General features: G+C 36.6%; 14 protein-coding genes. All 14 read right to left on the bottom strand.

The features are described 5' to 3' along the window. On the bottom strand, positions 1-1,372 hold a 1,372-nt coding region (locus B4D49_RS04795), incomplete at its 3' end, for a ribonuclease R family protein (RefSeq protein ID WP_286783410.1). 242 nt (positions 1,373-1,614) lie between these two features. Beyond that, on the bottom strand, positions 1,615-1,851 hold the full coding sequence (gene secG, locus B4D49_RS04800; RefSeq protein WP_004232859.1) for a preprotein translocase subunit SecG: 237 nt from the start codon (positions 1,849-1,851) through the stop codon (positions 1,615-1,617). Positions 1,852-1,969: 118 nt separating this feature from the next. Further along, entirely contained in the window at positions 1,970-2,116 is a 147-nt protein-coding gene (gene rpmG / locus B4D49_RS04805) for a 50S ribosomal protein L33 (protein WP_074450694.1), read from the bottom strand. Continuing rightward, on the bottom strand, positions 2,113-3,282 hold the full coding sequence (locus B4D49_RS04810) for a multidrug efflux MFS transporter (protein WP_074564186.1): 1,170 nt from the start codon (positions 3,280-3,282) through the stop codon (positions 2,113-2,115). Before B4D49_RS04810 ends, rpmG begins: the two co-directional genes overlap by 4 nt. 172 nt (positions 3,283-3,454) lie before the next feature. Beyond that, complete coding sequence (gene coaE, locus B4D49_RS04815; protein WP_132869453.1) at positions 3,455-4,042, bottom strand: dephospho-CoA kinase; 588 nt, start codon at positions 4,040-4,042, stop codon at positions 3,455-3,457. After that, entirely contained in the window at positions 4,039-4,860 is an 822-nt protein-coding gene (gene mutM, locus B4D49_RS04820) for a DNA-formamidopyrimidine glycosylase (protein ID WP_286783411.1), read from the bottom strand. The genes coaE and mutM overlap by 4 nt, the downstream gene beginning before the upstream one ends. Before the next feature lie 219 nt (positions 4,861-5,079). After that, positions 5,080-5,976 (bottom strand): GTPase Era, encoded by an 897-nt coding sequence (era, locus tag B4D49_RS04825; protein ID WP_286783412.1) that lies wholly within the window; start codon positions 5,974-5,976, stop codon positions 5,080-5,082. 57 nt (positions 5,977-6,033) lie between these two features. Then, positions 6,034-6,444 carry a diacylglycerol kinase family protein gene (locus tag B4D49_RS04830; RefSeq protein ID WP_074481392.1) on the bottom strand — a complete coding sequence of 137 codons (411 nt, stop codon included), beginning with the start codon at positions 6,442-6,444 and terminating at the stop codon, positions 6,034-6,036. Beyond that, positions 6,425-6,922: an rRNA maturation RNase YbeY gene (ybeY, locus tag B4D49_RS04835; RefSeq protein ID WP_199542824.1), complete on the bottom strand. Its 498-nt coding sequence runs from the start codon at positions 6,920-6,922 to the stop codon at positions 6,425-6,427. Before ybeY ends, B4D49_RS04830 begins: the two co-directional genes overlap by 20 nt. A 184-nt stretch (positions 6,923-7,106) precedes the next feature. Next, complete coding sequence (locus tag B4D49_RS04840; protein ID WP_286783413.1) at positions 7,107-9,335, bottom strand: starch-binding protein; 2,229 nt, start codon at positions 9,333-9,335, stop codon at positions 7,107-7,109. A gap of 282 nt (positions 9,336-9,617) precedes the next feature. Next, on the bottom strand, positions 9,618-10,163 hold the full coding sequence (locus B4D49_RS04845; protein ID WP_286783414.1) for a GNAT family N-acetyltransferase: 546 nt from the start codon (positions 10,161-10,163) through the stop codon (positions 9,618-9,620). A 50-nt stretch (positions 10,164-10,213) separates the two neighbouring features. Then, the gene (locus B4D49_RS04850; protein ID WP_132869205.1) at positions 10,214-10,438 is read right to left on the bottom strand and encodes a hypothetical protein; all 225 of its coding nucleotides are present in this window, start codon (positions 10,436-10,438) and stop codon (positions 10,214-10,216) included. Positions 10,439-10,647: 209 nt separating this feature from the next. Continuing rightward, entirely contained in the window at positions 10,648-10,872 is a 225-nt protein-coding gene (locus B4D49_RS04855; RefSeq protein ID WP_132869897.1) for a hypothetical protein, read from the bottom strand. Between the two features lie 158 nt (positions 10,873-11,030). Next, positions 11,031-12,098, bottom strand: coding sequence for a PhoH family protein (locus tag B4D49_RS04860; RefSeq protein WP_199542834.1), 1,068 nt, complete (start codon positions 12,096-12,098; stop codon positions 11,031-11,033). Positions 12,099-12,168 lie beyond the last annotated feature (70 nt).

Raw genomic sequence — 12,168 nt, forward strand, 5'->3', positions numbered from 1 at the left:
CTGCTAACATGAATGATTCAATCATGCGTTCTGCAATACCACGTTCACGAAGAACAATATCAACTGGCATACCTTTGTCGTTGACGATGATTTTAGCTTCACTCGTATCAAAGTTCAAAGCACCGCGACGCACACGCCTTGTTTCCAAAATATTATGCAGAGCAGCCATGTGATGAATAGATTCAACGATTGGTTGGTATTTTTCAATCAACTCTTCATCACCTGCGATAATGTCATTGACATCGCTATAAGTCATGCGGAACGTTGTATTGATGACTGATTGACAGATTTGGTGATTAACCACATGACCATTGCGGTCAATTTCCATCAAACATGATTGCGTCAAACGATCCACATTTGGATTCAATGAACAGATACCATTTGACAAACGTTCTGGTAGCATTGGCACTACACGGTCTGTTACATAAACAGATGTCCCACGCGCTACTGCTTCACGGTTAAGAGCAGATCCTTCTGTAACGTAGTACGAAACATCAGCAATGTGAACCCCTAGCTCGAAATTACCATTATCTAATAATTTGATATGAACAGCATCATCCAAGTCTTTGGCATCAGCTCCATCAATAGTAAAAGTAATTTCATTACGTAAATCAACACGGCCAATTAAATCTTTTTCAGACGGTGCATCTGGCACAGCATTGGCTTCTGCCATAACATCTTCTGGAAATTCTGATTTAATGTCCATTGATTCAAGGACTTCAAGAACATCAATACCAACATCACCTTGATGGCCAACAATATCACGCACATGACCGACAAAATAATCATGTCCACGAGTTGGGTATTTATCAATATCAACCTTAATAATTTCAGTTCCATCTAAGACAACAGGTTCTTTTTTAATGTAGATTTTTTGTTGAATTTTTTGATTTTTAGACTTGATATAGCCAGCGTATTTTGGCTTTTCATCGTCTAGGATAAATTTACCAACAACTGTTTTTAAGCTACGTTCAACAATTCCTACGATACGGACTTCAGCAGCTGTCCCTTTAAGACGATTGGCTAGCTTTTTAATGACCGCTTCAACCGTATCTCCATCGACCGCATGACCAACATCATTACGACCAACAAACATATCATCTTCGTCTTCATCGACAGCTAAGAAACCAAATCCAGCTTTGTTAGCACGAAAGACACCAGTGACAGTGATTTCTTTTTTCTTCTCTTCTTTTTTACGAAGGGCAAGATTCCCGTTATCATCAAAACGGAGCTCTCCCTTACTTTCTAACTGTGAAATTTCTTTGATAAGCTGTGGGAATTTTTCAGCACCAGCCATATCCAATCCACTAGCCAATTCATTAATATTTACTTTTCCATGCTCTTTTAAATAAGCAATAATATTTTCATTCATAATTGTGATTACAAGTAAGACCATTTGACAAAAAAGCCCTACTTCATTTCTATCCTCTCGTTTTCTAGCTTGATGGAAGTTGTGAAAAGTCACTGAATCTCAAATTCCAATCGGCTATTGAACAGACTCCTCACTACTTAATAATAAAAAATGAGCTGAATGACCAGCCCATGAATTTTCGTACAAAATTCAAGATGCGCAGCCAACGTAAGCTATTAAGCAGCTTTATCGTCAGTTGCTATCTATTTACTTGATAAGATTGCTAGCGCTAAAGCAATTGCTAGCCAAAAGAATACTAGAACTGCTGTAAAACGTTGCATAAACGCTTCGAAGCCACGCGCTTTAGTACGTTCAAATAAAGCTTCTGAACCGCTGTTATCAAATACATTGCTACTTGGATTTTTCTGTGGTTGCAAAAAGATGGCAATCACGATAATAACAGATAATACCAGCAAAATTGTCAGTAGTACATTGTACATATTTTTCACTAAGAACGCGTCAGAAGGGCTTAAAATCGAGAAATCATCCACTGCATCAACCTTCTGGGTTCTATTCCTTTCCTACACTATGGTCTTGATTATTCTATCATAATTATCCTTAAGATTCAACATGTAAGGTTACTTTTCGCTCTTTAGGACAATATTTCAAAACCTGAATTTTATCGGGATGAGTTGCTTTATTTTTGCTTGTCAAATAATTTTTACTTCCGCAACTACTGCATTTTAAATTAATCTTTACTCTCACACGATTTCCTTAACTTTTAAATATTTTCTAAAATTGATAAAGCTCCATGCGAAGTTTACAAAGACAATAAGACTTGTCACGTAGAAGACCGAACGGTAACCCATTCCTGTCGCTACTGCTGAACCGACAAACGGCCCCAAGACTTGTCCAATATTCATAAACATTTGATTATAGCTGAAAATACGTGAAATACCTTCTCGAGGTGTGATTTTAGTCAACAGCGAATTAACACTTGGCATCAAGGCACCCGTACCAAACCCATACAAGAAACGAACAATTCCCAACTGTAATGAATTTTGGGCCATGGCAGACAAGACATACATACCAAAGCTATAAAACAGAGCTATCAAAAGTAGTCTATGATTACCTATTTTATCACCAATTTTACCAAGAGTCGAGCTCGATAACATACTTGAAAACCCAAGAGCAGACACAATCAAACCTGATACAAACATCAAATTCTCAGTTTGTCCGAGATTACGAATGTACAATGTTAGGATTGGGGAAATTGATTGTGCAGAAATTTGGATAATCATACTCGTTACAAATAACCCAATAAGGATTTGTTTGTCCTTAATTGAAGAAAAGACTTCTCGAGTTGACATCGCATTTGCTTTTGTAACTGGCTGAAATTCTTCCTTAATAAAAAAGACTGTTAGTAAATTACAGATTAATAAAATGAAACCAACTAGTAGAAAAACTTGTCGAATTCCCATGATTTCAGCTAAAACGCCACCTAATAATGGACCAACTAAGCTACCTCCAATAACTCCTGTTGCCAGCGTCCCAAGCGCGTAACCAGAACGACTCTTAGGTGCTTGACTGGCAATTAAGGCATTTGAATTTGGAACATAACCTGAAAACAGACCATTTAAAACGCGTAGCGCTAGCAACCAGAAAACATTAGGAACAAAAGCTAGTCCACCCATGGTAAAAGTCATTGCAAGGCTAGCTCTTACCATCATCGGTTTTCTTCCATAGCGGTCTGCCAAGCGCCCCCAAACTGGGGCAATCAATGCTGAAGCAAGTGCTGATAGGGACACTGCCAACCCAGCATACCATTCAACTTTGTTTTTAGGAGCGCCAAGTTCTTCCACATATAAAGCCATAAATGGCATGACAAGCGAAAAGCTTGCCCCAGTAAAAAAGTTACCAAGCCAAGCTATTCGTAAATTTTGTTTCCAATTCACTTCGTTACTTATGATTGTTCACCTTCTTTTCAAAAAAACGTCAATTGCTATTATAACACATTCTAATTCAATTGAGAGAATCCTGATTCGCAAAGCGTTTTCTTGTTAAACAATCATTTTATTCAGAAATTTTATCCTAAAAATAAGATTATAATTCTGCTAAAAAAGCATCGATTTGGTCTTTCAAGGAATCAATATCTCCGCTATTATCAAGCAATTTGTCAGCATAAGGCTTTTTGGCTTCTGTTGACATTTGACTAGCAATTCGTTTTTGAGCCTCTTCTCTTGAAAAATGATTTCGCATCACCAAACGTTCTAATTGCGTTTGTTCATCCAAATGAACTAGCCAAATATCATCAAACCAATCCATATAATCATGCTCAATGAGAAGTGGAATATCCATGAAAAAAACATCCTGTGTCTTAGCCAACTCATCTCGACGATGAGCCAGCTCATCTCGGATAATACCATTTTGAAGCTTAGCAGATTTGGTTAACATCTCTTGACTTGAAAAAATCAATTGACCTAATTTCTTTCGATCGAGTTCACCATTTTCCTGTAAAATGTCACTACCAAGCCAGTCACAGAGTGCTTGATAGAGTTTTCCTCCCTTAGCCTGAAGTTCATGAACCACTTGATCGGCATCAATGACCTGATAACCATGTTTTCTAACTTCAGCAACAACGGTAGACTTCCCAGAAGCAATGCCCCCTGTTATTCCAATAATTTTCGTCATCGTTTTTGACAAGCAGGACATAGATGTGTCCCGCGACCTCCTACTTTAATTTTTTCAATAGGCGTAGCACAACGTGGGCAAGGTTCCCCAGTTTTCCCGTATACTTGCAAATAATCTTGCATGCTTCCATTTTCACCTAACGCATTTTGGTAAGTTCGAATCGTTGAGCCACCCTTTTCAATTCCGAGTTGTAAGATTCGAATGGTTTCATCATGTAGTCTTTTTACTTCATCTTCTTGAAGACTATTAGCTTGACGCTCAGGATGAACTTTTGCTGCCCAGAGAACCTCATCCACGTAAATATTTCCAAGACCAGCAACCAAAGTCTGCTCCAAAAGATAAGGTTTTATCAACTTTTTAGAAGTTGATAATTTCTTAGCAAATGCTGATAAATCAAAATCCTCTTCTGTCGGCTCAGGCCCTAACTTTCTCTGGCGAAAATACTCATCAACCTGCCCCTTACTCATCAATTCCATTGTTCCAAATTTACGGACATCTTGATAAACCAAGGTCGCCCCATCATCAAGTTCAAAAAATGTATGGAAGTGTTTATTTTCAGGTACCTCATCTTTAAAAAGCAAATACTTTCCTTCCATTCTCAAATGAGAAATAATTACTTGCTTATCTAGATTCAGCAACAAATATTTTCCACGTCTTCCAATAGACTGAAAGGTCTGCCCCAAAATTTCTGTCTCAAATGCAGACAAATCCGTTTTAATCATCTTAGGCACACGAACATCAACAGAAACAATCTTCCGACCAACAATTAGCTTTTCAAGACCACATCTAACAGTCTCAACCTCAGGCAATTCCGGCATCTTTCTGATACAAAGGACGTTAAAAGACAAAGTAAAATTAGAAGGTCATCAGAAATCCTGATTTTTGAAATGACCTATCTATTTTACACAGCCTTTCGTCCGTGTTCAAAGTAACACGAACTAGTCCCTCTCCTTTCTAAACGTTATTCGAAATAACAAAACCGATTATTTTAAAATAGGAGAGGCCAAAAGCCATCTCCTTTTTCTTTTTTCAAACAATTAATATTCTTTCTCGTTGTAACCAAAGTCTGCGAGATCAAGTTTTTTATCACGCCAGTTTTTCTTAACTTTAACCCATGTTTCAAGATAAACTTTATCACCAAGCATGATTTCAATATCACGGCGTGCCATTTTACCAATTTTCTTAAGCATAGCACCTTTTCTACCAATGATAATTCCTTTTTGACTATCACGCTCAACCATGATTGTGGCACGAATGTGAACTTTGTCTGTTTCTGGGTCACGTTTCATTGAATCAACGATAACTGCAACAGAGTGTGGCACTTCTTGTTCAGTCAATTTCAAGATTTTTTCACGAATCATTTCTGATACCAAGAAACGTTCTGGATGGTCAGTGATTTGATCTTCTGGGAAATATTGGAAACCTTCTTCCAAATTATCTTTTAAGATATTAAGAAGTGTTTCAACGTTATTTCCTTGACGGGCTGAAATTGGCACAATTTCTTTGAAATCCATTTGGCTACGAAAGTCATCGATTTGTTCCAAAAGTTGGTCTGGGTGCACTTTATCGATTTTATTGATAACCAAAATAACTGGAATGTTAGCTGCTTTCAAGCGTTCGATAATCATGTCGTCACCTTTACCACGTTTTTCGTCAGCTGGGACCATGAAAAGAACTGTCTCAACTTCACGAAGTGTGCTGTATGCTGACTCAACCATAAAATCACCAAGTGCTGTTTTGGGTTTGTGAATACCTGGTGTGTCAATAAAGACGATTTGTTCAGTATCTGTTGTATAGATACCCATAATTTTATTACGAGTTGTTTGAGCTTTGTCACTCATAATTGCAATTTTTTGCCCCATCACGTGATTCAAAAATGTTGATTTACCAACGTTTGGGCGACCTAAAATCGCAACGAAACCTGATTTAAACATAAGATATAAAGGACGTTAAACGTCCCTACTCCTTTCAATTTCTCTATAAATATAGTGTTATCGACTCCCTAAAATCATGGCAATAATCTTAGGTACAAAAATAATTAATCCAGTCACAATAGCGTAAGCAGAAACAACCAAAACGGCACCTGCTGCCATATCTTTAGCATTTTTAGCTAGCATTGAAAAGTGGTAATCACTAGCAAGGTCGACCACATTTTCAATAGCTGAATTAATCATTTCCAAAGTAATGACCAAAAAGATAGCTAAAAATAAGAATAGCCATTCCATCGCTGATATACGAAAGACAGCACCTGCTGCAGTTGCTAAAATAGCTGAAACCATGTGCTTACGCATATTTCTTTCTTCCTTGAATGCTGTAATAATTCCAGTAATGGCAAATTCCATACTAGAAACCAAGGTGCGATTTTTCCACTTTTTAGGCGAATTATTGTCTCTTAAGTCCATAGGCAGTCAAAATATCTTCTTGTAAAGTAAACATTTCTTTTTCTTCTTCAGGGGTATAGTGGTCATATCCATTAATGTGTAAGAAACCATGTACCGCTAGGAATCCCATCTCACGTTCAAAAGAATGACCATATTCTTCTGCTTGTTCGCGTGCTTTATCAACAGAAATAAAGAGCTCACCAATATATGCGTCAAATTCATCTAACATTTCTGCGAGCTCAGGATTTTCAGCTAAATCTTCTTCTGAGAATGTCAAATCTGATTCAGGTTTATACTCCAAACTGATAACATCTGTTGGACGATCTGTATCACGATATTCTAAATTCAATTCGTGGCTACGTTCGTTTGTCACAAAAGTTACAGCCATTTCTTTATTTTCTTTACCAGTCTTTTCAGCTGCAAATTGCAACAAATCCAAAGTTTGTTTTTTAATTTCTTCTGAAACTTGACCAGTTTCATCTATCATTTCAACGTACATATTAATCTTCTTTCAACTCTAATTATATCATTGACATTATACCATATTAACGATAACAGCGCCATTTTAGGCACTAAGAAAGTTTCTGGTCAATACGTTTTGAAGTAAAAAAGAAGTAGCCAGGGACAGCTACTTCTTTCTGGGAAAAGGAGTCAGAATGTGTAAAAAGTTAGTTAATAAATGACTATTTTAATCCATCTTTATTGTAGTTACCAGATTTCACTAGGTCAAATCCAACGCTGTAAGGGAATTGGTTGCTTGTACCTGGTTGGTTGAAGATGATTTTGGCGTTTGCATCAGCATATTCTTCTGGGAGATCTAGGTAGAAGTTACCAGCGTCATCCTTTGTCATTTGTGTTCCAGGCCATGCACCAAGAGGTGTTTGTACTGGATTACCATAGTAAAGGTAAACATTGGCATTATCCCAACCGCCAGGGTTGTCAAAGGTTACGCGTGTTTTACCGGCTGGAACATCAGGAACTAAACCTGATTTAGAGTAGACACCTTCAGCTTTAAAGTCAAATCCTTCTTTTTGAGGGAATTGTGAGCCTTGATTATTTGTAAAGATCACTTTAACGCCTTCTTCAGCATAAGATACTGGAACAGAAATTGTATAACGACCTGATGAATCTTTAGTCATTTTAGTTCCAGGCCATGCGCCAAGAAGTTTAGTATCTTTTGCTGAATACATGTAAGCATATACTTCTGACCAGTTATCTGGATTTTGGAAGTAAATATTTGTTTCAGCACTAGGATCTTTCATTGTGAAAGTATACGTTTTAGTTGTTGCTTGACCATCAGCACCTGTTGCAGTCAATGTAACACTTGTTGATTGTCCCGCTTCAAGCCCTTCACCAACAGTGATTTTATCACCATCTTGGAAAGCTACTTCTTGACCATTGTCAAGTTTGTAAGTAGCAGACTCAGCATTTTTAGCTTTCAACGTTACTTCTGTTGCAGCAGAAATACTGTTATCACCTTCTTTGTATCCATCAATTGAAACTTGTGCAGTACCATCAGGTTTAGCATCATACAAAACAACTGATGAGCGAGATGACACATTACCAGTGATATGACCATTTGAAACGTTAAATTGACGTCCAGAAACTTGGTCTGTATAAGTACCATCTGCCAATTTTGTATCTGAATTCAATTGTTTGTCGCCATTACCAAGGTTAACAATAACAGCACCTTTATTACCACGTTCAATCATAGCCACTTGTTCATCGCCATTAGGGTTGCGAATGTATTCTGTTTCGCCAACCATAGCGTTGTGGAATTTGTTAACAGCTTTAACGGTTGGGTCTTTGTAAAGATCACTACCAGCATCACCAATTTGTGATTGACCTGGGAAGCGTGTACCATTACCACCACCTACTGGACGTGAGAAGAACAATGGAGTTCCTTTAGCACGTGCAGTAATCATTGACCAACCTAAACGGATATCATCATCGCTCATCCAAGTTGACACTTGATCATCATTAGCATAAGTATCATGAGATTCAACCCAAGTGACAAGGTTAGATGGATCAACACCTTGTGCTTGATAATTCATCAAGTTACCAGCAGCTGCACGTTTATCTTTCAAATCATTACGAATTTGATTACCATAGTTTGAAGCTGTAACGCTCATCAATTTAGAATAATCTGCTTCGTGAGAAATACTATCTTGAAGAACTTCACCATATTGGAATTCAGATCCATTGTTCAAAATAACATTCCAGAAATTACTACCATATTCGCCTGGTAACTCAATATGTTTAGCAGTATCATAACGGAAACCATCAGCACCGTCAGCAACTGCTGTTTTCAAAAAATTCAAAAGATATTGTTGAATTTGTGGATTTTGAGTATTCAAATCATACAAACCTAGAAGAGCATTTTGTGTCACATCATAACGGTCATTCCAGTTTTTAATTTCTTTGTTACCATGTGTCCAATTTGGAATTTTTTTGATTTCTGGGCTGATTTGATTGTAATCAGATGTTGTGTGGTTAAGAACAGCATCAACAATAATTTTAATACCATATTGATCAGCCACACGGTTCATTTCTTTAAATTCTTCTTCAGTACCTAGTTGGTAGTTACCAATAGTATGCAATGTTGGTTGATATTGATAGTACCAATTTTTCAAGCTCTTATTACCACCATTTCCAACAACAACTTGGTTAATTGGTGATGTTTGAACACTAGTGTAACCAGCATCCTTAATTGCTTGCATATTATCTTTAATAGTATTGAAAGACCAGCACCATGCGTGAAGTACTGTTCCTTCTTTCATTGAGACTTGTTCATCAGCCTTAACAGCATTAGCTTGTGCAAAAGCACCGGCACTGACTGCTGTCAAAACTAATAGAGAGCCTAAACCTTTTTTCATTTTCTTTTTCAAATTTACTTTATTACGAAGTGACATAAATAATCTCCTATAAAGATAAGTTAAAATACGCAACCGCTTTCAGAAATAAACAAAAAATAAAGCAGTATTATGCGTGAAACCTGTCCAATCAACAACATATACCTGCATGACTAAAAAGTATAGTTATCAAATAATTTTCTTATAGGCATACCTCCAAATTTTTATTGCAATCGGTTGCATATTCGTCTATATTATAGCACATTTTTTTGGAAGCGCAACCAAAAATGGGAAATTTTTGATAATTTAATCAAAAAAATGACAAAAATGCCATGAAACCTTTTATTTTAAATAGTTTACCTTTGTCATTTTAAAATGCTGACTACTTACCCATTGACCATTAAATTGTTTATCATTAGGAATCCGTTCCACCTCTGCCATTCCAATTTTTTCCAACACGCATGCTGAAGCAGGATTTTGGACAGCACAAAAAGCATGAATTTCTTCAAAACCTAAAATATCAAAACAAAGTTTTAAAATCTCAGCACTCGCTTCAGTTGCAAAGCCACGTCCCCAAAACTTTTTATTAATAATGTAGCCAATTTCTGCTTGTTTTCCATCTGACCAATTCATAAGATCAATCGTTCCGATAAACTCAGATGTATCTCTCAATTCTATACCATAACGACCAAGAGGACTTTTGAGATAAATTTCCTTAATCACTTTTTGAGTTTCCTCTATAGTCTGATTAGCTGGAAAATCCCATTTTGTATTTTCTTCATCAGATGTGTAAGCAAACATAGCTTTTGTATCAGCCATTGTCACCGGTCTCAATAACAACCGCTCAGTTTTTAACTCACTATGTTTCTTTAATTGTTCTTCTAGCATCTTTTCTCCCTTAAACTCCTATCAAAAAAAGCGACCTTAAAAAGGTCAACTTACTTTTCTTGATTGTCTTTTTGGCTTACCATCTCTTCATCAATGTGAACTATCAAATCTTGAAAATCACTGGCCAAGTGCTTTGCCTGATTTCCAAGATTCTTTAAAATGTCAGCATCAATATCTGAGTCTAAAGCTTTTAGATCTCCTTCAAGTCTTTGCGCTTGACTGGTTAACATCTCACTCATTTCAGTCAACTTCTTAAGTGAATCACGATCACACATAAATCTCCTCCTAGTTGGTAATACATATAGCAGATATAATTTCTGAAAATATTTTGAAACTTCCAAGTACAATTACCATAATCTATTTTACCCTAAAAATTAGATTTTACTAGTATTTTTAGTCATTATAGATTTTCTGTCCAAAAAGGGAAATTACTCTCATTTTTCACTTTTTCAACCCGTTTGACTTGTTGATAAGGCTAATACCTTCACGCCTTAACTTTTGAATCCATGTGTATTAATAAAGATTGAAAATCATGTGCTAAATCCTTAGCCTCTTCTCCAAGTTTGATAAAAAAATCAGATTCTGAATCAGATTCTAGATTTAATGATAATTTATCTATCATGTTTAACTTACGATTTAATTGATCTGCTTGACTTGCTAATTGAACACTCAATTCAGTTAAGCTATCGAGTACCTCACGATTATCCATAAAAATCCTCCATTAGTACACTTATTTAATATAATTTTTCTTTTTCGGTGAAAATATCATGAAAAAAAAATATACCTTATTTTACCTCAAAAAAACAGTCTAAACTAACATTCGCAAATATGAAAATAAAAGAAGCCACACCTAAGTGCAGCTTGCAATTATTTGTCATCTTTATCAGCAGCAGGTTGTCCAATGGTTTCATAGCTTGCAAAACCTGATTCTGTAGCTGATTCTACAATTTTTTCACATGATTGATGCCCCTGCTTTCTCTCTGCATCTTTCTCATAAGCGTTGATAATTTCAGCAACCACAGGGTGTCGAACCACATCGCTAGCTGAAAAATGCACAAAATCAATTTGCTTAATGTGTTTTAATTTTTCAGTCGCATCAATGAGACCTGATTTAACCTTCTTAGGCAAATCAATCTGACTTGTGTCACCATTGATAATCATTTTTGAGTTAAAGCCAAGACGAGTCAAAAACATCTTCATCTGCATAATCGTTGTATTCTGTGCTTCATCAAGAATCACAAAGGCATCATCCAATGTTCGACCACGCATATAAGCCAGCGGTGCAATTTCAATAATATCACGTTCCATTAATCGTGCGGTTTGCTCTTTTCCTAAAATTTGATAAAGTGCATCATAAACAGGACGAAGATATGGATCAACTTTTTCTTTTAAGTCACCTGGTAAAAATCCAAGACTCTCACCTGCTTCAACTGCTGGACGTGTTAGAATTATACGTTTAACTTGTCCACGCTTTAAAGCTGTCACAGCTAAAGTGACTGCTAAGAAAGTTTTCCCTGTACCTGCAGGACCAATTCCAAAAACAACGTCATGTGATTTAACACTATCAGCATAAACTTTTTGTCCAAGGGTTTTAACACGAATCGGTTTTCCAGAATTATCCTTGATAATTTCTTCTTCATAAAGGGCAACAAATTTGTCAATAGAGCCATTTTGTGCCATAGAAAGAGCCGTTACTACGTCAGAAGTATTCACTAACATCCCACGAGAAACCAAAACTAATAATGCTTGAATGGTCACACGCGCCAACTCGACACTTTCCTTGTCATCTCCTAGAATCTGCACACGCTCTGTGCGGGCATGAATAATAACCCCAAGATTGTCTTCAATCAATTTCAAATGGCGCTCATTTGAACCAAACAGCGCTAGCACATCATCAGGATGATTTAAAGTAATTTCAACAGAATGCTCTTGCAAATAGAGTCCCTCTTTCTTTTGTGTTTGATAAGCCTATTATAGCTTATTTAAAACAAAAAATCACGGCTTA

This window comes from Streptococcus sp. UBA4344 (genome assembly GCF_002393675.1).
Classification (GTDB): Bacteria; Bacillota; Bacilli; order Lactobacillales; family Streptococcaceae; genus Streptococcus; species Streptococcus vicugnae.

Bases quoted from the DNA above. Each gene is read 5' to 3' on its own strand.
- secG (WP_004232859.1), bottom strand. From the start codon at position 1,851: ATGTACAATGTACTACTGACAATTTTGCTGGTATTATCTGTTATTATC.
- coaE (WP_132869453.1), bottom strand. From the start codon at position 4,042: ATGACGAAAATTATTGGAATAACAGGGGGCATTGCTTCTGGGAAGTCT.
- mutM (WP_286783411.1), bottom strand. From the start codon at position 4,860: ATGCCGGAATTGCCTGAGGTTGAGACTGTTAGATGTGGTCTTGAAAAG.
- era (WP_286783412.1), bottom strand. From the start codon at position 5,976: ATGTTTAAATCAGGTTTCGTTGCGATTTTAGGTCGCCCAAACGTTGGT.
- B4D49_RS04830 (WP_074481392.1), bottom strand. From the start codon at position 6,444: ATGGACTTAAGAGACAATAATTCGCCTAAAAAGTGGAAAAATCGCACC.
- ybeY (WP_199542824.1), bottom strand. From the start codon at position 6,922: ATGTACGTTGAAATGATAGATGAAACTGGTCAAGTTTCAGAAGAAATT.
- B4D49_RS04840 (WP_286783413.1), bottom strand. From the start codon at position 9,335: ATGTCACTTCGTAATAAAGTAAATTTGAAAAAGAAAATGAAAAAAGGT.
- B4D49_RS04845 (WP_286783414.1), bottom strand. From the start codon at position 10,163: ATGCTAGAAGAACAATTAAAGAAACATAGTGAGTTAAAAACTGAGCGG.
- B4D49_RS04850 (WP_132869205.1), bottom strand. From the start codon at position 10,438: ATGTGTGATCGTGATTCACTTAAGAAGTTGACTGAAATGAGTGAGATG.
- B4D49_RS04855 (WP_132869897.1), bottom strand. From the start codon at position 10,872: ATGGATAATCGTGAGGTACTCGATAGCTTAACTGAATTGAGTGTTCAA.